17 protein-coding genes are annotated in these 20,755 nt (G+C 70.2%); 10 read left to right on the top strand and 7 right to left on the bottom strand.

The window, feature by feature from the left end:
* Nucleotides 1-295 precede the first annotated feature (295 nt).
* The 6 genes from L0965_RS00235 to L0965_RS00210 all read right to left on the bottom strand — a co-directional run bounded on the left by L0965_RS00235 (nucleotide 296) and on the right by L0965_RS00210 (nucleotide 9,080).
* Nucleotides 296-1,825 carry a multicopper oxidase family protein gene (locus L0965_RS00235; RefSeq protein ID WP_048809213.1) on the bottom strand — a complete coding sequence of 510 codons (1,530 nt, stop codon included), beginning with the start codon at nucleotides 1,823-1,825 and terminating at the stop codon, nucleotides 296-298.
* Nucleotides 1,818-4,421 carry a heavy metal translocating P-type ATPase gene (locus L0965_RS00230; protein ID WP_101305248.1) on the bottom strand — a complete coding sequence of 868 codons (2,604 nt, stop codon included), beginning with the start codon at nucleotides 4,419-4,421 and terminating at the stop codon, nucleotides 1,818-1,820. The genes L0965_RS00235 and L0965_RS00230 overlap by 8 nt, the downstream gene beginning before the upstream one ends.
* Nucleotides 4,418-6,871 (bottom strand): phosphoketolase, encoded by a 2,454-nt coding sequence (locus tag L0965_RS00225; protein WP_101305247.1) that lies wholly within the window; start codon nucleotides 6,869-6,871, stop codon nucleotides 4,418-4,420. Before L0965_RS00225 ends, L0965_RS00230 begins: the two co-directional genes overlap by 4 nt.
* A 58-nt stretch (nucleotides 6,872-6,929) precedes the next feature.
* Nucleotides 6,930-7,790, bottom strand: a complete 861-nt coding sequence (locus L0965_RS00220) for a F510_1955 family glycosylhydrolase (protein WP_101305246.1) — start codon at nucleotides 7,788-7,790, stop codon at nucleotides 6,930-6,932.
* A 105-nt stretch (nucleotides 7,791-7,895) separates the two neighbouring features.
* Nucleotides 7,896-8,510 carry a DUF305 domain-containing protein gene (locus tag L0965_RS00215; protein WP_101305245.1) on the bottom strand — a complete coding sequence of 205 codons (615 nt, stop codon included), beginning with the start codon at nucleotides 8,508-8,510 and terminating at the stop codon, nucleotides 7,896-7,898.
* A 99-nt stretch (nucleotides 8,511-8,609) separates the two neighbouring features.
* Nucleotides 8,610-9,080: a DUF6153 family protein gene (locus L0965_RS00210; RefSeq protein ID WP_101305244.1), complete on the bottom strand. Its 471-nt coding sequence runs from the start codon at nucleotides 9,078-9,080 to the stop codon at nucleotides 8,610-8,612.
* Nucleotides 9,081-9,244: 164 nt separating this feature from the next.
* On the opposite strand from L0965_RS00210, the gene L0965_RS00205 reads away from it, so the two are divergent.
* The 9 genes from L0965_RS00205 (at nucleotide 9,245) to L0965_RS00165 (ending at nucleotide 17,549) form a co-directional block, all read left to right on the top strand.
* On the top strand, nucleotides 9,245-9,700 hold the full coding sequence (locus L0965_RS00205; RefSeq protein WP_127012861.1) for a DUF6153 family protein: 456 nt from the start codon (nucleotides 9,245-9,247) through the stop codon (nucleotides 9,698-9,700).
* Nucleotides 9,701-10,094: 394 nt separating this feature from the next.
* A complete protein-coding gene (locus L0965_RS00200; protein WP_157831541.1) occupies nucleotides 10,095-10,766 on the top strand; it encodes a M23 family metallopeptidase in 672 nt (223 codons plus the stop codon).
* Entirely contained in the window at nucleotides 10,766-11,656 is an 891-nt protein-coding gene (lgt, locus tag L0965_RS00195) for a prolipoprotein diacylglyceryl transferase (protein ID WP_101307116.1), read from the top strand. Before L0965_RS00200 ends, lgt begins: the two co-directional genes overlap by 1 nt.
* Nucleotides 11,634-13,280, top strand: coding sequence for a cytochrome c biogenesis protein ResB (locus L0965_RS00190; protein WP_101305241.1), 1,647 nt, complete (start codon nucleotides 11,634-11,636; stop codon nucleotides 13,278-13,280). Before lgt ends, L0965_RS00190 begins: the two co-directional genes overlap by 23 nt.
* Entirely contained in the window at nucleotides 13,264-14,262 is a 999-nt protein-coding gene (gene ccsB, locus L0965_RS00185) for a c-type cytochrome biogenesis protein CcsB (protein WP_005049590.1), read from the top strand. The genes L0965_RS00190 and ccsB overlap by 17 nt, the downstream gene beginning before the upstream one ends.
* Before the next feature lie 25 nt (nucleotides 14,263-14,287).
* The gene (locus L0965_RS00180; protein WP_005049588.1) at nucleotides 14,288-14,563 is read left to right on the top strand and encodes a hypothetical protein; all 276 of its coding nucleotides are present in this window, start codon (nucleotides 14,288-14,290) and stop codon (nucleotides 14,561-14,563) included.
* A gap of 19 nt (nucleotides 14,564-14,582) precedes the next feature.
* On the top strand, nucleotides 14,583-15,212 hold the full coding sequence (locus tag L0965_RS00175; protein WP_005049587.1) for a TlpA disulfide reductase family protein: 630 nt from the start codon (nucleotides 14,583-14,585) through the stop codon (nucleotides 15,210-15,212).
* On the top strand, nucleotides 15,212-15,940 hold the full coding sequence (locus tag L0965_RS00170; protein ID WP_005049586.1) for a cytochrome c biogenesis CcdA family protein: 729 nt from the start codon (nucleotides 15,212-15,214) through the stop codon (nucleotides 15,938-15,940). Before L0965_RS00175 ends, L0965_RS00170 begins: the two co-directional genes overlap by 1 nt.
* 514 nt (nucleotides 15,941-16,454) lie before the next feature.
* Nucleotides 16,455-17,549 (top strand): hypothetical protein, encoded by a 1,095-nt coding sequence (locus tag L0965_RS00165; protein ID WP_101305240.1) that lies wholly within the window; start codon nucleotides 16,455-16,457, stop codon nucleotides 17,547-17,549.
* Between the two features lie 183 nt (nucleotides 17,550-17,732).
* Here L0965_RS00165 and L0965_RS00160 read toward each other — a convergent pair whose 3' ends face one another.
* Nucleotides 17,733-19,649: a DUF4396 domain-containing protein gene (locus tag L0965_RS00160; protein ID WP_101305239.1), complete on the bottom strand. Its 1,917-nt coding sequence runs from the start codon at nucleotides 19,647-19,649 to the stop codon at nucleotides 17,733-17,735.
* A 420-nt stretch (nucleotides 19,650-20,069) separates the two neighbouring features.
* Here L0965_RS00160 and L0965_RS00155 point away from each other — a divergent pair, with 420 nt between their 5' ends.
* Nucleotides 20,070-20,516: a hypothetical protein gene (locus tag L0965_RS00155; RefSeq protein WP_101305238.1), complete on the top strand. Its 447-nt coding sequence runs from the start codon at nucleotides 20,070-20,072 to the stop codon at nucleotides 20,514-20,516.
* Nucleotides 20,517-20,755 lie beyond the last annotated feature (239 nt).

The following is a 20,755-nucleotide window of genomic DNA, read 5'->3' as shown; positions in this document are numbered from 1 at the left end:
ATGAATTCTGAGGAACAAAGCCCATCCTCACCAACGGTCTTGAGGGCGAAGCGCCCTTCTACGACCTGCGACCTATACCACTTCGGCGCGGAACCGACGCCTACTGTAGGTTCCCGGTCAAGGTGGCGGAGAACTCGGGGATTCCACGCTAATTGGCAGCAGTTTCGTCAGCAGGATTCCGCGCGAAATGGCAGATCCCTACATAAGAGTAGGAAGTCCACTTAGACTTGACGTCCGCCGCCGCCGTCCGATCGCCCGCGCGATCATCCTCCCGTGCTGGGGATGAACGCGCGGTTCATGACTGGTATCCGAGCACCGTGGTCATGCCGGTCTCGGCGTGGTAGATGTTGTGGCAGTGCGCGACCCACTGGCCGGGGTTGTCGGCGTCGAAGTCGACTGTCAGGGTCTGGCCCGGGAGGATGATGGAGGTGTCCTTCCGGGGGCCGCCGTTCGCGTGCTGGTAGGTGTGGCCGTGCAGGTGGAACGGATGCCACATCTCGGTGTCATTGCGGATCCGCAACTGCACCCGCTCCCCCATACTGACCGCGTGCGCGTCCCGCAACGGGTCGTTCATGTCGAACCGGCGCCCATTGATCCCCCAGTCGTACGCCTCCATCCCCCCGGTCAGCGCGAGGTGCACGACCCGGTCGGGGGACGCCTGGTGCAGGGTGACGGAGGCGGTCGCGCTCAGTCCGGCAGCGGTGCCGACCCTGCCGGTGCCGAGCTCGGCGACGGGGACGTCGCTGGCCGGAGCCGTGCCAGCGGCGGTGCGAACGAGCGCGAACGCGCGATCCTGCTTGCCTTCCGCGTCGGCGACGACAGGGAACACCCCATCGTCCAGGGTGACCTGCAGGTCGTAGCGTTCGCCCATCCCGATCAGGACACTGTCGACCTCGACAGGATCCACCGGGAACCCGTCGGTGTGGGTGATCGTCAGGGTGTGGCCGCCGATCGCGAACCGGAACGCGGTGTCGCTGCCGGCGTTGATGACACGGATCCGCACCCGGGCACCAGGAGTGCCGGTGAATTGGGCGGGGTCGGCTTTGGGTTTGCCGTTGATGAGGTAGTGCGGGTAGTAGACGTCGCCGGCGTCGCCGCCGAGCAGGTCGGAGGTGGCGCCCATCAGCAGGTTCCCCATCCGCATGAACATGTCGCCCATCCCGCCCATGTCTCCCATGCCCTTCGAGAGGTCGGTGAGGACCTGGTCCGGGGTGGCGGTGACGCCGTCGAGCCAGTCGTCGAGGATCAGCACCCATTCGTCGTCCCACGTCACCTTCTCGTCCGGGTCGTCGATGATGAGCGCACCGTAGAGGCCGTGGTCCAGTTGCGGGCCGACGTGGGGGTGGAACCAGTAGGTGCCCGGATGCGGGGTGACGAACTCGTATGCGAACTGTCCGCCCGGGGCGATGGGGGCTTGGGTGACCGGAGGGACCCCATCCATGTCGTTGCGGAGGGCGAGTCCGTGCCAGTGCACGGAGGTGTCCGCGTCGAGCTGGTTGCGGACGGTCGCTTTCAGCGTGTCGCCTGCGGTGAGCCGGATTACCGGGGCGGGGATACCTCCGAACGCCCAGGTGGCGGCGGCGGTACCGGCCAGGTCGAGCGTGGTGGGGGCGGCGGTGAGGTCGACGGTGGTGACTCGGCCGGTGCCGCCGCGGTTCTTCTCCGTGCCGGACACCGCTGCGCCGGTGGGTGTCACCCATTGCGGCGCGGGGGTGCAGGAGGCGAGCACGGCTGCCGCGACGGCGCCCAGTCCGAGTCCGAGCACACCTCGTCGGGTCAGCAGCATCGGGGAGGACGGTGTGGGAGAGAGCGGACGGTCAGGCATGTTCGGGCTCCTTCTGCATGGTCGTCGCAGCGGGCGCCTGGGCGGGCAGGCGGAGCCGCTTGAGGAGGAGGGCGTTGACGGCGACGATCACGGAGGAACCGGACATCGACAGGGCGGCGATCTCCGGGGACAGCATGATCCCGAACGCCGGGTAGAACACGCCGGCGGCGATGGGGAGGGCGGCGGCGTTGTATCCGATGGCCCAGCCCAGGTTCTGCCGCATCTTTCGCAGTGTGCCCTTGCCGATCTTGAGTGCGATCGCAACATCGAGCGGGTCCGAGCGCATCAGGACCACGTCGGCGGTCTCGATGGCGACGTCGGTGCCGGCGCCGATCGCGATGCCGAGGTCGGCCTGGGCGAGGGCGGGGGCGTCGTTGACGCCGTCGCCGACCATCGCGACCTTCTTGCCCGTCTTCTGCAGCTCGGCGACCTTCGCGGACTTGTCCTCGGGGAGCACATCCGCGATCACGGTGTCGATGCCGAGGAGAGCGGCGATCCGGTCGGCGGTGGGCTTGTTGTCCCCGGTGAGCATTGCGACCTCGACGCCCTGCTCGTGGAGAGCGTCGATCGCGGTCTTTGCGGTGTCCCGGGGTGCGTCGGCGAGACCGATGATCCCGGCGACTTGCCCGTCCACGGCGAACAGGATCGCGGTGCGGCCGGACCCAGCCAGGTCCTGCTGAGCGGCCTGCACCCCGCTGATGTCGATCCCCTCCCCGGTGAGAAGGCGCGGGTTGCCGAGGACGACCTGTCGACCGTCGACGGTGGCGATCGCGCCCTGCCCGGTGACGTTTCGGAACGCGGTCGCGGTGCGACGGGGGATGTCGCGGGTGTCGGCGTAATTCACGATCGCTTTCGCCAGAGGATGCTCGGATTCCCGCTCCAACGCGACCGCGAGGGAGAGGGTCTCGAGCTCGTCGCTGCCGACGGGGATGTAGTCGGTGACCTCCGGCTCCCCCTTGGTGAGGGTGCCGGTCTTGTCGAACACGACCGTGTCGATGTGGGCGGCGGTTTCGATCCCGGAGGCGTTCTTGAACAACACGCCCCGTTTCGCGCCGAGCCCGGTGCCGACCATGATCGCCGTCGGCGTCGCCAATCCGAGGGCGTCGGGGCAGGTGATGACGACGACGGTGATGGCGAACAGGATCGCCATCGGGATTGCAGCGCCGGCGAGCAGCCACACCAGGAAGGTGAGGGTGCCGCCGATCAGGGCGACCAGGACGAGCCAGAACGCTGCCCGGTCGGCGAGGCGCTGTCCGGGGGCTTTGGAGTTCTGCGCCTCCTGCACGAGCTTCACGATCTGGGCCAACGCCGTGTCCGACCCGACTTTGGTGGCTGTGACGCGGAGGGTGCCGACGGTGTTCACGGTCGCTCCGATCACCTCCGACCCGGGCGCTTTGTCCACCGGCATGGATTCGCCGGTAACCATCGACTCGTCCACCTCGGACTCTCCGGATTCCACGACACCGTCGGTGGGGATCTTCGCCCCCGGCCGCACCAGCATCAGATCCCCCGGGACGACCTCGCTGGTGGGGATCTCGACTTCCTGCCCGTCACGGATCACGACCGCCTGCGAGGGTGCGAGCTCCAGGAGGGTGCGGATGGCGTCGTTCGCGCCGCCGCGGGCGCGCATCTCCACCCAATGCCCCAGCAGCACGAAGGTGGCAAGCACCGTGGCGGCTTCGTAGAACACTTCACCGCCGCCGGTGAGGGTGACCGCGAGGGAGTACAGCCAGCCGGCGCCGACTCCGACCGCGACGAGCACCATCATGTCGAGGGTCTTCGCGCGCAGCGCCCGGTAGGCGCCGTCGAAGAAGATCCACGCGGAGTAGAAGATCACCGGCAGCGACAGGATCAGCATGAACACGTCATCGCGCAGCCCGAACGGGGCCGGCACCTCGAATCCGATCACCTCCCGCCCGATCGGAGACCATAGGGTGATCGGGATCGACAGGATCAGCGCGACCAGGAACCGGTTGCGCATGTCGCGGATCATCGCGTCCATCGACATCCCGCCGTGGTGCCCACCGTGGCCCATCATCTCCTGCGCACTGTGACCCGACGCTGCACCATGATCGTGCCCACCCGCGGCCGCGGTGTGACCGGCGTGCTCGACGTGGTGACCGGCTTGCTCACCGTCATCCGCCGTCGCCGACGGGGCGTGCGTGTGGTCGTGGCCAGCGGCGTGATCGTGGACGGGGTCGTCGTGATGGCCTGCGTGACCCTCGTGGTTTGCGTGGCCTGTGCGATCCGTGTGGCCTTGGCGCGCGTCGTGACCCGCCTGCGGTTCTTGTGCGCCGTCGGCTGAGGGGCCGGCGTGGTCGTGGGCGCCGTGGTCGTGTGCGTCGCCGGTGGGAGGGCAGATGTGGTCGGGGACGGACTGGCCGGCGCAATGGTAGCCGCAGTCGATGACCCATTGCTGGAGGTGGGCGACCGAGGTGGTCTCGGGGTCGTAGGTGACGGTCGCGGTCTGTGAGACCGGGTTCGCGTCGACAGCGATCACTCCGGGTTGTCGGCTCAGGTGGGCTTCGGTGACGTTCTTGGAGGTCGCGCGGATCATGCCGCTGACCTGCAGGGTCACGGTTCTGGTGTCACTCATTTCGGTTCCTTCCGGATGGCGGGGTCGGTGGTGTCGGGGTGGGGCCATTGCCAGTCGGCGACGGCGGGGATGTCGGTGCCGTGCTCACGGGTGTGGGCGCGGGCATGCAGGCGGGCGTCCTGCAGCTCCTGCCGCAGCTCCGCGTGGCGGGCGGCGAGGCCCGGGACGTGGTCGAGGACGTCGATCGCCAGCCGGTACCGGTCGAGGTCGTTGAGCATGACCATGTCGAACGGGGTCGTGGTGGTGCCGCGCTCCTGGAAGCCGTGCACGTGCAGGTTCTGGTGTCCGGCGCGCTTGTAGGTGAGTCGGTGGATCAGCCACGGGTAGCCGTGGTAGGCGAAGATCACCGGCTTGTCGGGAGTGAAGATCGCATCGAACTCCCGGTCCGGGAGACCGTGCGGGTGCTGGTCCTCGGATTGCAGCCGGGTCAGGTCGACCACGTTCACCACCCGCACTCTCAGGTCGGGGATGTGCTCGCGCAGCAGCGCCGCCGCGGCGAGGGTCTCGAGGGTGGGGACGTCGCCGGCGGCGGCGAGCACCACATCCGGCTCGGTGCCTTCGGTTTCGGTGCCCGCCCACGGCAGGATCCCGAGCCCGCGGGTGCAGTGCTCGATCGCCTCGTCCATCGTCAGCCACTGCGGGGCGGGCTGCTTCCCGGCGACGACGACGTTGATGTACCCGGCCGAGCGCAGGCAGTGGTCGTAGGTGGACAGCAGCGTGTTCGCGTCGAACGGCAGGTAGACGCGGACGATGTCGGGGCTCTTGTTCAGGGCGAGGTCGATGAACCCGGGGTCCTGGTGAGAGAACCCGTTGTGGTCCTGCCGCCAGACGTGGCTGGAGAGCAGGTAGTTGAAGCTCGGGATCGGGTCCCGCCACGACACCTCCCGGGCCGCTTCGAGCCATTTGGCGTGCTGGTTGAACATCGAGTCGACGATGTGGGTGAACGCCTCGTAGCAGTTGAACAGCCCATGCCGGCCGGTAAGGACGTAGCCCTCGAGCCAGCCCTGGCACTGGTGCTCGCTGAGCACCTCCATCACCCGCCCAGTCGGGGCCAGGTGCTCGTCGACGGGCTCCACGGCCGCGTTCCACTGCTTGCCGGTGGCCTGGTAGACGGGTGGGGCGAGCCGGTTGGAGGCGGTCTCGTCCGGGCCGAAGATGCGGAAGTTGTCCGGGTTGTCCCGGATCACCCCCGCCAGCCACTCGCCCAGCACGCGGGTCGCTTCCCCGGTTCCCGCACCCCGCTCGGCCGGGTCGACCGGCTGCGCGTGCTTGTGGAAGTCCGGGAGCCGCAGCGGGACGGTGAGTTGTCCGCCGTTGCCGGCCGGGTTCGCGCTCATCCGCCGATCCCCGTCCGGGGCGATCGCGACCGTGGCCGGGCGGGGGGCGCCGGTCACGTCGAACAGCTCGTGCGGGCGGTAGGACGCCAGCCAGTCCTCGAGGATCCGCAGGTGCTCGGGATTGTCGCGGACCTCGGCGAGCGGCACCTGGTGTGCCCGCCAGGTGCCCTCCACCGGCAGACCGTCGATGATCTTCGGGCAGGTCCACCCCTTCGGGCTGCGCAGCACGATCGCCGGCCACGCCGGCCGCCCCTCCAACGTCCCGGCCGCCGCGGCGGCCTTGATGTCCGCGATCTCATCCAGCACCGCATCCAGGACCGCCGCGAACGTCGCGTGGGACTCCTGCGGGGTCTCGCCATCGAAGCCGACAGTGACGACGTGGGGGTGATGGCCGTAGCCGCGCAGCAGCGCGACCAGCTCTTCCTCGGGGATGCGGGACAGCACGGTCGGGTTGGCGATCTTGTACCCGTTCAGATGCAGGATCGGCAGCACCACCCCATCCGCGGCGGGGTTGAGGAACTTGTTACCGTGCCACGCGGTCGCCAACGGCCCGGTCTCTGCCTCCCCGTCACCGATCACGCAGGCGACCAGCAGGTCGGGGTTGTCGAACGCGGCCCCGTAGGCGTGCACCAGGGAGTAGCCCAGCTCCCCGCCCTCGTTGATCGACCCCGGCGTCTCGGGGGACGCGTGCGAGGGGATCCCGCCCGGGAAGGAGAACTGCCGGAACAACGCCCGCAGCCCCTCTTCGGTGCGGTCGATGCCCGGGTAGCGTTCGGTGTAGGTGCCGTCCAGGTAGGCGTTGGCGACAATGCCGGGTCCGCCGTGCCCGGGCCCGGTCACGTACAGGGTGTTCAGGTCGCGGTCGCGGATGGCGCGGTTCAGGTGGGCGTAGAGGAAGTTCAGGCCCGGGGTGGTGCCCCAATGGCCCAGCAGCCGCGGCTTGATGTCGTCCCGGATGAGGCGGTGGCGCAGCAGCGGGTTACCCTGCAGGTAGATCTGCCCGATGCTCAGATAGTTCGCCGCCCGCCACCACGCATCCACCGCCGCCAACTGCTCGGCGGTGGCATCAGTGGTGCGGTGCGCCCACGCGGGGGGTGCCGGTGTGGGGGTCATGGTCGGTCTCCTTCCGATCCGCGGCCGCTCGGGTCGCGCCAGGTGCGAATGACGGTGGTCATGGTGTTGCCGCCGGGATGAGAACGGTGGCGGTGGTGTCGCGGATCCAGACCACGCCGCGGTCATCGACCAGGACGATCGCACCGTCCCCGGTGACCCCGAGGGCTTGGACGGTTCCCGTGGTGGTGCCGACGTCCTCCCAACCGGTGCCGACCAGACGTCGCAACATCCCGTCGGTGTCCACTCCGACCACCCCACCGGTTGGGTCGGTCTCCACCAGGTACAGCACTGGCGCGTCCGGCGCCGGGGTGAAGGTGGCGCCACCGTCGGTGCTGTGCTGCAGCCCGTCCTGGGTGGCGGCGTACAGGGTGCCGTCGGTCGCGGCGGCCAGGTCGACGGCGGGCAGCTCGGCACCGTCCGCCCAACTCTGCCCGCTGTCGCTGCTGGTGCGCAGCAGCGGGCGGGAGGATCCGATCCCGTACAGGGTGCCGTCGCCGGTGACGGTGAGGACGTGGAAGTCTTCTTCCCCGGTGAACGCGACCGGTTCCCACGAGGCGCCGGCGTCGAGGCTGCGGATGATGCCGAGGTTGGGGGCGCCGAGCTCCGCCGGGGTGGACTGGCCGGGGTGTCCGGACGCGTAGAGGGTGTCACCGGTAGCGGTCAGTCCCATCGCGTCCAGATCGATGCCACCGACCGGGCCGGTGACGGTGCCGTCCTCGCCCAGCGTGTACAGGCCGGTGTGGGTGCCCAGCAGCACGGTGCCGTCACCGTCGTCGACGATGCCGTGCACATGCCCGAACCCGGCCGCGGTGCTCGCGGGTGCATCGGGCTCCGCAGGGGTGGTGCTGCAGCCCGTGAGCAGCAGCGCGACGGTGACGGTGGCCGTGATCGCCAGTCTGCGGGTGGTGGGAGAGATCATGAACGGAGGGCCTTTCCGTGCGGGTACGCCGGATACCGGTGACCGCACAGGGGTCGAGGGTGGGGCCTCGGACGGGAGCGCGGGTCCCGTCCGAGGGGTACCGGGTCAGAGGCTGGCGAGGATGTCCTGCATCGTGGTGATCTCGGCGGTCTGCCCGTCGATGATCTGCTGCGCGAGGGCGGCCACGTCCGTGTTCTGTCCGTCGGTGAGCACCGACTGCGCCATCGTCACGGCGCCCTGGTGGTGAGCGATCATGCCGTTCAGGAACAGGCGGGTCGCCTCGACCCCGGTCGCGGCATCCAGAGCGGCCATGTCGTCCTCCGACATCATCCCGCCGCCCATGTCCATGCCGTCCATCCCGGACATGGAGTCGTCGTACGGGACGCCCCACTCCTCCAGCCAGCCCTTCATGGTCTGGATCTCCGGGTCCTGTGCGGTCTTGATCTGCTCGGCGAGGGAGACGACTCGCTCGTCGATGCCGTCTTTCGCGAGGATCTGATCGGCCATCTCGATGGCCTGCTGGTGGTGCGGGATCATCATGGTCACGAACATCTCGTCCGCGGCGTTGAACGCGGCGGCGGACTGGGAGGGGGCGGTGCTGGTCATCCCCCCGGAGCCGTGGTCCATGCCGGGCATGGTGCCGTCGGTGGGGGCGCAGCCGGCGAGCACGAGCACGGTGGCCAGGGCGCCGGCGGTCAGCGTGAGAGTACGAAAACGCATCAGGGGTGTCCTTGTCTATTCAGTCGGTGAGGGTCTGATCAGTGCCCGGGAGGGCAGGGTGCAGCATCCCCGGCAAGGGTCGCCGGGGTTCAGGCGGAATCAGGTGCGACTGATGGACAGGACAAGCAGTGAAGGCGGGCGGGGATGCGGCAATCCGGCCAGCAGAGTCCGGGTATGGGAGCGCGAGCGGGCTACGGCGTATGTGAGAAGGGCACGGGACGTCGGGGCGAGCAGGACGATCACCGCGGCCAGCAGCGCCAGCACGCACACCATCATCAGCATCGAGTGATCCGGCATCCCCGCAGGGCTGCCGCACCCGTCCTGGCAATGCCCTCCAGCGCCCTCCGCCGCAGCTGCGGTCATCGGCGTATCGTCGGCGGCGGCTGGTGCGGAGCCGACCTGGCTGTGCGTGCTCATCGCGCTGGTCTCTGATGCCAGGTCGGGCTGGTGGGAACCGGTCAGGACGTGCATGGACAGCAGCCCGGTGATGATCGCCAGGGCGATCGGAGCGGCCAGCAGGAGCCGTCGCACCCCGGGGGTCAGACGCGCGTGCGAGCGAATCACGTTCACGACCGACCTCCTTCCCGTCCAGGGTAGCGGTGCCTTGCCTCCGCGACACGGTCAGAACACCACGCACGGGAGCGGGTGCCCCCTACCACTCAGCATATACCCATCCGGGGTATCCAGGATGGGTATCGCTTCGGGGATGGCTACCCGCCCGGGGTATGCTGGGCGTGATCGAGGAAGGGGCGTCGACGGTGAACCAGGTGGTGGCGCGACGGCGGGCACTCGGGTCCCGGCGTGCCCTGTGGTTCTACCTGGCCGCGGTGACCGCGATCATCGCGGGGCTGCTTGCGATGCATTCGCTGAGTCTGGAAGAGGACCAGGCGGGCACTGTCGTGTCCGCCTCCGCAGTCGTTGCGGCCCCCGATGCCGCCGCTGATGTCCTGGTCAGCGGGGTGGCGACGCCCTCGTGCGATGAGACGGTCTGCGGGACGTCTCATGCTTTCGCTGCCGTGACGTGTCTGCTCGCGTTGCTGACCCTGCTCATCCTGGTGCTCCCGGCCCGGGACGGGTGGATGTCGCTGCTGGCGTGGCTGCGATCCCTCCCCGGCAGGTCGGGCTCGTTCACGTCCGGGTCGCCTCTTCTGCGGCCCTCCCTGATCGTGCTGTCGATCAGCCGCACCTGATCAGCACCCCGCCCGCGCCCGCCGCCTGAGCCGCCGCCGGCGCGTGATGTCGCCGACGGTCCACGATGTGCGGCCCGCAGGCGAGCGCGACCCGTCTGCGGCAGCGCCATGGGTGATCCGATCCCGGATTCTCGCCGTGCACTCCGGGCCGCGGCTCCCGGTTGGACCGTGTGACGGCGACCGTGCGCACCTTCATCGTCCCCCTCATCCAGGAAAGTCTTGTATGCCCGAACCCGCCCCCTCCACCCCGACTCCCGGTACCGGGACGCGCCGTGCGGCGAGAGCCGCCCTGTCTTCCCCACCCGTCCAGACGCGACGCGATCGACGCCGTCGGCCCACCCGTGCCGCCCGGACACCTCGACACGCGCCGCGCCGCACGCTCACCCGATCCCGGATGCTCGCCGGCGCGGTGATGCTCCCGGTCGCGTCGATCGCCGGACTGCCGTTGCTGATCCCGTTGACGCCGGAGCCGGTGTTCGCCGTCGAGGCGACCCGCACCCCGGTGCGCGCCCAGTCGTTCACCACCCCCGACACCGTCACCGGGACGGTGATGGTGCGCGGGGACTACACGGTGGCGGTGACCGCCCCCGTCGGGACCGAGTCGTACGCGCACACCGCGGACACATTCACCAACGACCCGGCATCGGCGGTGCAGTGGCCGTTCACCGTGGGAGTGCCGATCAGCAGCACGTTCGGGTACCGCACCCCGCCATGCCCGTCCTGCTCAAATTTCCATGCCGGACTGGACATGACCCCCGGGATCGGCACCCCGATCCAGGCGATCGCCGACGGGGTGGTCACCACCGCGACGGAGCAGGGCGGCGCGTACGGGGTGTACGTGGTGATCCGGCACGAGATCGACGGGCAGGTCGTGGAAAGCGCGTACGCGCACATGCGGGAAGGGTCCCTCGCCCTGACCCCGGGACAGACCGTGCGGGTGGGGCAGATGGTCGGCCGGGTCGGGGACAGTGGACGCAGCTTCGGCGCACACCTGCACTTCGAGATCCGCACCGGAGGCGAAGCGGTGGACCCGCTGGCGTGGCTTCCGGCGAGGGTGAGGTCCTGATGGACGCACTCCTCATTGTGGCTCCGGCGCTGATCCCGAGCCCGGGGATCAGCTTCGTGCAGGTCGGTCCGTTCCAGATCCGGTTCTACGCGCTGGCGATCCTGGCCGGGATCGTGCTGGCGGTGCTGATCACCGGCCGTCGGCTGCGGGCGGTCGGGCACCCGGCCGGGGTCGTGGTGGATGTGGCGATGTGGGCGGTGCCGTTCGGGATCCTCGGCGCCCGGATCTACCATGTGCTCACCCATCCCGGCGACTACTTCTTCCCTGGCGCGGACCTGTGGCGGGTGCTCTACATCTGGGAGGGCGGGATCGCGATCTTCGGTGCGATCCTGGGCGGGCTGGTCGGGATTGTGATCGGCACCCGTCGCGCCGGGATCCCGGTGCTGCTGTTCCTGGACGCGCTCGCGCCGGGGATGCTGGTCGCCCAGGCGGTGGGGCGGCTGGGGAACTACTTCAACCAGGAGCTGTTCGGCCCGCCCACCGCCTTACCGTGGGGGTTGCAGATCGACCCCTCAGCCCCCGCGATCCCGCCGGGGACCCCGGCGGGGACCCTGTTTCATCCGCTGTTCCTGTACGAGCTGCTGTGGAACCTGGCCGGTGCCGCCGTGATCGTGCTGCTCGAGCATCACCGTCGCCGGCACGGCCGGATCACGCTGGGCGCCGGGCGGAGTCTGGGCGTGTACCTGCTGTGGTACGGGGCGGGGCGGGCGGTGCTGGAGTCCATCCGGCTGGATCCCACCGAGCTGCTCGCCGGCGGGCTGAAAGCGAACGTGCTCACCGCCCTGGTGGCCGCCGTACTGGGGGTCGGGCTGCTCGCCCACGCCTCCTGGCGCGCCCGCCGCCGCGCACCCGTCCGGGGGAGGGGGGATGCGCGTGTCGATCCGCAGTGAGCAGGCCCCGCAGCTGCCCGCCGATCACGTCGACCGGCCGGTGGACGAGCCCACGAATCCGCGCCTGAGCGTGTCGGGGTGGGCGCGGTGGGCGTGGCGGCAGCTGACCAGCATGCGCACCGCCCTGGTGTTGTTGCTGCTGCTCGCGGTGGCCGCGATCCCCGGGTCGTTGATCCCGCAACGCTCCTCCGACCCGAACGGGGTGATCCAGTTCGACAAGACCAACCCGGGCTGGATGTGGGCGGTGGACCTGCTGCAGCTGCACGACGTGTTCGGGTCGGTGTGGTTCTCCGCGATCTACCTGCTGTTGTTCGCGTCGCTGATCGGCTGCGTCATCCCCCGCATCCGCCACCACCTGACCGCGCTGCTCGCCCCGCCCCCGGCCACCCCCCGCAACCTGTCCCGCCTGCCCGCCCACACCCGCCGCGTCCTCCCCGACACGCCCCCCGGTGCGGTCTTGGACGCGGCCGAGAAGGCGCTGCGCCGGCAGCGGTACCGCACCCGCCGGGTCCGCGGCGACGACGGACGGGACTCGGTCGCAGCCGAGCGCGGCTACCTGCGGGAGACCGGGAACCTGCTGTTCCACGTGGCGCTGCTGGCGGTGCTGGTCGTGGTCGGCGTCGGCGGCGGGTTCCGGTTCACCGGGCAGCGGGTGCTGGTGGAGGGGCAGACGTTCGCGTCCACCCGGATCGCGTACGACTCGTTCACCGCCGGCCGGTTCATCACTGACACGCAGATCCCGACGTTCTCCCTCACCCTGGACCGGTTCCGCGTCGACTACGTCCTGGACAACGTCAACGCGCTCGGCATGCCGAAGACGTTCGACGCGCAGGTCACGACCACCACTGGCGGCACCCGGCAGGCCTCCAGCATCCGGGTCAACGAGCCGCTGTCGGTGGCTGGCACCGACATCTATCTGCTCGGCAACGGGTACGCCCCCACCCTCACCGTCCGAAACCCGGCCGGGAAGATCGTGTTCCGTGACACGGTCCCGTTCCTGCCGCAGGACGCGAATTTGACCAGCTTGGGCATCGTGAAGGTTCCCGACGGGCTGGCCGAGCAGGTCGGCCTGGTCGGGATGCTGTACCCCACCCGCGCGACCACCGCCTCTGGGGCGTTCGCGTCCAGCTACCCGGACCTGCTGGACCCGGTCGTCACCTTCAACGTGTACGTCGGCGACCTGGGCCTGAACACCGGGGTCCCGGTGTCGGTGTACGCACTGGACACCAGCACCCTCACCCAGATCGCCGGGCGCGGCACCCCCACCCCCGCCCTGCAGTTGGTCCCCGGCACCCCGGTTCCGCTGCCGGACGAGCTGGGCACGATCGAGCTCGGCCCGATCCCCCGATTCGCGTCGCTGGAGATCGCCGCCGACCCCACCCAAACCCCCACTCTGATCGCCGCGGTCGTCGCGATGGCCGGGTTGGCCCTGTCCCTGTTCGTGCCCCGCCGCCGCCTTTGGGTCCGCGCAACCACCGGCCGGGACGGCGGCACGGTGCTTGAGGTCGCCGGGCTCGCCCGCGGCGACGACCCCCGCCTGCAACCCACCGTCGACACCCTCGCCACCCGCCTCACCCCTTCCCCCGCACCCCTTCGAGGAGGCTCTGATGACCCCGTTCCTTGACGCCCTGTCCCTGCTGCTGGTGTACTCGGCGATCGCGATCTACGCCGCCGCATTCGTCGCCTACACCCTTCACCTCGCCCGCCGCGCCAGCACCCCTGCCGTCCCGGTCACCGTCCGGGTGCCGGTCACCGCCGGCGCCACCAGCACCACCGACCCGGACCTGGCAGGCACACCCACCGCCCCCGCCCCCGACACCGCACCCGGTGCCGCCGCTGCCCCGGGGGGCGGACGGGGGGCGGGGAAGGCGGCGCGGGTCGGGTTCGTGTTGACCGTGCTGGGCTGGGTGTTCCATCTTGCCGGGGTGGTGCTGCGCGGGGTCGCCGCGGACCGGGTGCCGTGGGCGAACATGTTCGAGTTCTCCCTCACCGGCACCGCCCTGATCATCGCCACCTTCCTGGCCGTGTCGCTGCGGGTGCGGCTGGCGTACCTGGGCAGCGCCGTGCTCGGGCTGACCGTGCTGCTGCTCGGCGTCGCGACGGTCAGCTTCTACGTCCCCGTCGTCCCCCTGATGCCCGCCCTGCAGTCCGGGTGGCTGGTCATCCACGTGCTGGTCGCGCTGCTGGCGACCGCGTTCTTCGGGCTCGCGTTCCTCGTCTCCCTCACCTACCTGCTCACCACCCGCCGCCGCGGCCTCCCCTCCCGGCTCACCCGGCTGCGGGACAGTCTGCCCGGGCCGGAGGATCTGGACCGACTCGCATACCGGCTGACGATCGTCGGGTTCATCCTGTGGACCTTCACCCTGATCGCCGGGGCGATCTGGGCCGGCCGCGCCTGGGGCAGGTTCTGGGGGTGGGACGTGAAAGAGGTGTGGACGTTCATCATCTGGGTGCTCTACGCCGGATACCTGCACGCCACCGCCACCCGCGGCTGGGCCGGCACCCGCGCCGCCTGGCTGTGCATCGTCGGCTTCGCCGCCGTGCTGTTCAACTTCGGCGTCGTCAACGTCTTCTTCACCGGGCTGCACTCCTACTCCGGACTGTGACCCGCCCCCTGCGAAAGGACCGCTCATGACCCGCACCACCCCCCGCCCCGCCCCAGCTGAGGACCCGCAACGCGCCTGGCGGCGACACCGCCTGCTCGTCCGGGTCGGCCAGGCCCTGATGGCCGCCGGCGCGATCGTCGCGATCATCCACTGGCTCGCGCACCTGGAAGTGTTCGGCCCCGGCCAGCCCTCCGGCTGGCTCGACCTGGTCGCCGGGTACCCGACCGGGGCGCTGCTGCTGATCACCGGCGCCATCCTCGCCGGCCGCCGCCGCCCCACCAGCAAGAGCACGAACACCTGACCGACCGGAGTGATCCCGCATGCGCACCCCCACCACCCTGACACGCCCACCCCGCCGCGCCGTCACCGCCGCCGCGGTCGCCGTGTTCGGCGCGCTCGTCCTGCTTCTGGCCGGGTGCACCGCCCAGACGCCCGGCCTGTTGTCCTCCTCCCCGTCCCCGGGGTATCTGTCCGCGGACGAGACCGTGCGGGAGATCCCCGCCGACCAGCGCGACGACCCGGTCACCTTCACCGGCACCACCGACACCGGGGAGCAGGCGGATTCCACCGCGTGGGCGGGTTCGGTCGTTGTGGTGAACTTCTGGTACGCCGCCTGCCCGCCCTGCCGTGCCGAAGCGCCCGACCTGGAAGCCCTCGCCCAGACCTACCAGCCCGACGGTGTCGTGTTCATCGGCGTCAACGTGCGCGACAGCGCCGACACCGCCGCCGCGTTCGAGAACCAGTTCGGCATCACCTACCCGTCGATCCTGGACGCCACCACCGGCACGGTGCAAGCCGCGTTCGCCGGGAAAGCCGCCCCCGGCGCCGTGCCCACCACAATCGTCCTGGACCGCACCGGCCGGATGGCCGCCCGCATCATCGGGCAACTGCCTACCCGCACCACCCTCGCCGCCCTCATCGACACCGTCCTCGCCGAGACGAGCCCCTGATGGGGGAGATCATCACCGCCGGCAGCATCTGGGCCGCCCTCCCCCTAGCCCTCCTCGCCGGGCTGGTGTCCTTCGCCTCCCCCTGCGTGCTCCCCCTCGTGCCCGGCTACCTCGGCTACCTCACCGGCACCACCACCACCGCGGGGGTCTCCCGGTGGCGGGCGCTGGCCGGGACCGGACTGTTCACCCTCGGCTTCTCCGTCCTGTTCATCGGCTACGGGGCCGCGTTCGGCGCCCTGGGGGCCTGGCTCATCCGCTGGCAAGATCTCCTCACCCGCATCCTCGGGATCGTGGTCCTGCTGATGGGGCTCGTGTTCCTCGGCGTGTTCCGGCTCTTCCAACGCACCGCGAAACCCGCCATCCACCCACCCAGCGGGCTGGCCGGAGCTCCCCTGCTCGGCATCGCGTTCGGGCTCGGCTGGACCCCGTGCCTGGGCCCCACCCTCGCCGCGATCTCCGCCCTCAGCCTCACCACCGGCAACCCCGCCCGCGGCGCCCTCCTCGCCGTCACCTACTGCCTGGGCCTGGGGTTGCCCTTCATCGCCGCCGCCGCCGGCCTGAACTGGGCCACCGGAAGCATCACGTTCCTGCGCCGCCACATCCGCACCATCAACATCACCGGCGGGGTCCTCATGATCGCCACCGGCATCGCGATGATCAGCGGAGCCTGGACACTCCTCACCTCCAGCATCCAGAACCTCATCGGAGCCACCGTGCTCCCCCTCTAACACACCTCTAACACCCCGCTGCCGCCGGGAGCGGGGCCATGGCGTTAGCCGCCAGGGCCGGACCGGCTCCCTGCCGCATCACAGAAAGGACAGACCATGCGACCACACGGCAGCCGTGACCGCGCCCCCATCCCGTCCGAGCCGGACCCGGCCCGCGGTTCCCCGGCGCTGGGGGCAGGGGGCGTCTGGGTCGCCGCAGCGGCCGCGGCCGCCGGGGTTGGGTCGGCGTATTGGGACGACTCCTGGCACACCACCCTCGGCCGGGACAGCACCTTCATCCCTCCGCACCTGCTGCTGTATGCGTCGATCCTCACCGTCGGGGTCGTGATCGCCGGCTGGGGGTGGCGGCGGCTGGCCGCGACACGATCCGTGGCCGCCGTGTTCCGCACTCCCGGGTTCGCCCTCGCGGTCGCTGCGGCGGTCGCGACCGCGGCGGCCGCGCCCGCCGACGCGTTCTGGCACACCGCGTTCGGGCGTGACGCGGTGCTCTGGTCGCCCCCCGCACCTGCTGTCGGTGATCGGCACCCTGTGCGTGCTGATCGGCCTGCTCACCGGCACCGACCGGCACGTGCCCGCCCCGCCGCGGATCGCCCTGGCCGCAGGCGTGCTGGGGGCGGCGCTGATCATCGTGATGGAATACGACACCGACGTGCCCCAGTTCACCGAGACCCTGTACCTGCCGCTGCTGCTGGCGACCACGCTCGGCGCGGCATGGGTGATCACCACCCTGGTCCCCGGCCGCACCCGCCTTGTCCTCGTCGTCGCCGTGTACCTGGTGTTCCGGGTGGTGCTGTGGGTGCTGCTCACCACCTCTGGGTGGCTCGCCCCCGACCTGCCGGTCGCGGTGGCCGGGCTCTTCCTGCTGGCCCTGCCCGTCCCCCGGTGGCGGTGGCCGGTGGCCGCCCTCGCCGTGACCACCCTGCAACTGCTGGCCTCCGGGACCGGGATCAGCAGCGTCCCACCCACCCCCGTCGCCTGGTCCGCCGTCGGCACCACCACGGTGATCATCGTCAGCATGATCGCCCTCACCGTGCGGCCGGGGACTCGCCTCCGATCCGGCGGCGCGGCCGCGGCCCTCACCCTTCTGCTGGTCGCCCTCGCCCCGCCCCCACCCGCGCAGGCGCACGACCCCGGCCAGGGCACCGCCTACGGCACCGCACAGATGACCGTCACCGGCGACGGCACCGGGCAGCTGACCGTCACCATCACCGGCATCCGCCTCACCGACGACACCGACCTCACCCCGTCCCGTCTGGTCGCCCGCCGCACCGGAGAGGACCTCACCGCGCCGCTGCGCGCACAACCCGGCACCCCGCCTCCCGGTACCTTCACCGGGGAACTGGCACTGCCGTCACCGGGGCTGTGGTTCGTGTACGCCCAGTTCGCCACCGGCGAACGCACCCTCGAGGTGTGGGTGCCCGTCGATCAGCAACTCACCGGCCCGCAGAGCCAGCAGCGCAACCTCTACCAGCCCGTCACCGCCCTCACCCCGTCACCGGGGCAGATCATCCTCGGCGCCGTGCTCCTCGCCGTCTCGACGGCACTCACGGTCGCCGCGGCCGTCACCGTCGCCCGCCGCCGACGCGTCCTCCCTCCCGCGACCACCTGACCACGGCGAGGTCACCGCGCCCCGTTGCGGGCGGGCGGGCGATCTCGGCCTCCGGCAACCGAAACGGTCGGGCACGATGAGCTGGGCACCCCTGGCATCCGCCTGCTGTGCTGCCGGAGGGCGCGGACGTGACTCGACGCGGCAACGGCGACCACAACGGCGGCGGTTCTTCGGTTCGTGGGGTTATTCGGTGACGTTGATGATCATGGTCAGGCCGCCAGCGCCGTCGGTTTCGACGTTGTTGTTGGTGGTGTGGTGGTTGATGTGGCAGTGGATGAGCCACTGGCCGGGCTCGAGCGCGTTCCAGAGCACGTCGTAGCGTTGTCCCGGCCCGACGTTGATCGTGTCGGCCTGGAACTGCTGCGCCGTGGTGAGGGCCGCCCCGTCGCGGGCGACGACGGTGAACGGGCCGCCGTGGATGTGCATCGGGTGGATGTCGTTGGTGTTCGAGCCGATGAACCGCACCCGGAGGGTCTCCCCCACCTTCATGTCGATGGTCTCGGTGCCCGGGTACGCCTTCCCGTTGATGGTGAAGTAGTTCGGCATGCCCCCTTCCATCGGCATCGCCGGATAGGTCAGCCCCTCCCGGGACAGCCACTCCTGCAGCTGGATCGTGTACTCGCGATCGGCAGGCGGCTGCAGGCCAGGGTCGGCGGGGTCGATGATCAGCGCCCCGTACAGGCCGAGGGCCTGCTGCCGGTCGGCGTGATCGTGGGAGTGGTAGAAGAACGTGCCCCACTGCTTCACCGTGTACTCGTACCGGTAGGTGTCGCCGGGTTGGATGGGATCCTGGGTGATCCCGGCGGGCCCGTCCATCTCGTTGGGCACGTCCAGGCCGTGCCAGTGCACGGTCGTGGACTCGTCGAGCTCGTTGGTCACGTCGATGCGGATCCGGTCGCCCTGGGTGACCTGCAGCCGAGGCCCCGGGATCTGCCCGTTGTACGCGTACGCGTCGACGGTGACGCCGGGGAGGATCTCCCAGCGGATCTGCGACACGGTCAGCTCGAAAACCTTCACCCCGTCCTCGATGCGGGCAGGTTCCAGCACCTCATCACCGCGGGTGTCCACGTCGTACGCGGCGGTCGCGGCCCGCGGGTCGACGGCGGCCATGTCCCGCATCGCCTCGGCGGGAGTGTCACGGGTCATGATCATCCCGGGCGGCATGATCAGCCCACCGACGTCGTGCGCGCTCAGAGTCATGTTGACGGCGTTCGCGGGGGCGACCATCCCGACCACGAGCGCGATCGCGGAGAACGCGCCGACCACGGTCAGCTGCGGCACGGTCACCCGGCCGGCGCCAGACGGCTGGTGCGCCTCATGCCCCGACCCCGGCGATGACGCACCGCCCGCCGCCTGGTCGTGGCCGGCGTGCGCCTCCGGCGGCTGCGGGTTGTGCTGCGCGTGCGCGTCGTGCTCCTGGGGGTGGCTGGCGGGCTGGGGGCGGACGGTCATCAGGCCGTGCTTGAGGCCCTTCTTCACCATCCACACGTTCACGGGGTAGGCGAGCACGAACCCGACCGCGATCCCGAAACTCATCACCGCCCAGAACAGCAACTCGGTGGGCAGCATGGCCCGCATGTCGCGGCCCATCATCAGCAGCGACATCACCGGCGCCATGCCCGCCATCATCAGGTTCATGCTGATGAACTCGGGCAGGAACGAGCGGCGCACGTTCTGCCAGTAGCTGCCGCCCATCATGTTCTTCATGAACAGGGCCTGGAACACGAACAACCCGAACGCGAACCCGGCGGCGTACTCGATGATCAGATCCAGCCACATCGGCAGGCCCAGCGACGCGACGACGACGGCGGCGACGATGATGCCGGTGGCATCGCCCGCGACGCAGTGAATGGTCGAGCCGATGCCCTGCTTCCACAGCGGCCGGGTGAACTCCTCATGCTCTCCCGGCCGTGGCTCCTTGTCCGCGAGCACATACAGCAGCGCCCCGATCGGCCCCAGATAGAGGGTGACCAGGATGAAGCCCCACTTCATCACCGCCGGCTCCGGGTTGTGACGGAACTGGTCCACCCCGACCCAGACGGTGCTGATCGCGACCAGCACGAACCAGGCGACCAGGAAATAGTCGATCGGTTGAATCAACCTCGCCCGCCTCTCCCTCGCACACGACTCCCCCACACCTTATACCCCCTATAGGTATTCTTTCAATCGGCGCCGCCTCGGGTGCCGACGGGTGCACGTGCCCGGTGGGGCGAACCTGACGCAGCCGAGACGATCGCGGCGGAGTTCAGCGACCCGTGCCGTCCTCAACGGCGCCGCCGAAGAAGTCCGCACCGGCAGACTCGACCCCGACGGCATCACGGCGATCCTGCTGCCCGCCTTCACCGACACCACCGCACCCCGAGGGCACTGATCCTTCCGCTCAGGAGACGGACGTCGTTCGGCGATAATCGAGAACGACGTGCCGGTGGACGCGATGTGGCTGCTCTGTCGGCGAAGGCGTGGAGGGCCTGCGGGCGGGATCCGGGAGACGCAAAGGTCGGATTGGTACAGTGAGGGACTATGCCCCGCGACCCCCGATCCCGGCCCGACCGGGTCATCGCGGCGGGGTGGTGGTCGGGGCGGCTGCTGACCATCCTGGGCCTGGCACTTGTGCTCATCATCGGCGGCTGGACCACCTCCCACACCACGGCTGACGCGCACGCCGACACCAGTGCGGGCTCCCCCGTCGCGACCGGCTCTACCCCACACTCGGGGGCACCGGTGGAGGGCCGGACGGCGTCGTCCTCTGCGGGGGTGTCCGTCGATGCGTCCGGGGCGTGGGGGTGCCTGATCGGGGTGGTGTGCACGCTGCTGGTACTGGCGGCCGTGACGGGGTTGCGGTTACAGAGCCGGCTGCGGATACTGCGGGTATCCCGTCCGGTGCGCGCGCCGCTGCTGGTGCCGGTGCCCGTGTCGCGGCGTCCGGCCGCGCCCTCACTGCTGCTGTTGTCGATTTCCCGAACCTGAGATCCGGCATGCCGCCCACCCATGGGCGGCATCTTCCCGCCCGCCCGTGTGCGGGCGCTGTGTGATGCCGATTTCTAGGTTTGGAGAATGTCTTGACGACCCGTATCACGGCGGCCCCCGTCGCCGGTCCAGTGCCGACGGCTGCGGCCGGTCACCGCCGCCCACCCGGCCCCGCTCGGCCCCGTCCGGCCCCGTCCCGCCGCGGCGCCGGCGCGATCATCCTCCGTCCGTTCCCGCCC

Origin of the sequence: Microbacterium sp. NFH-22A-Y (genome assembly GCF_021401375.1) — a bacterium.
GTDB classification, from domain to species: Bacteria; Actinomycetota; Actinomycetes; order Actinomycetales; family Microbacteriaceae; genus Microbacterium; species Microbacterium hominis.
The sequence above is the reverse complement of the archived record's forward strand: the minus strand, read 5'-3'. Positions and strand labels throughout refer to the sequence as shown.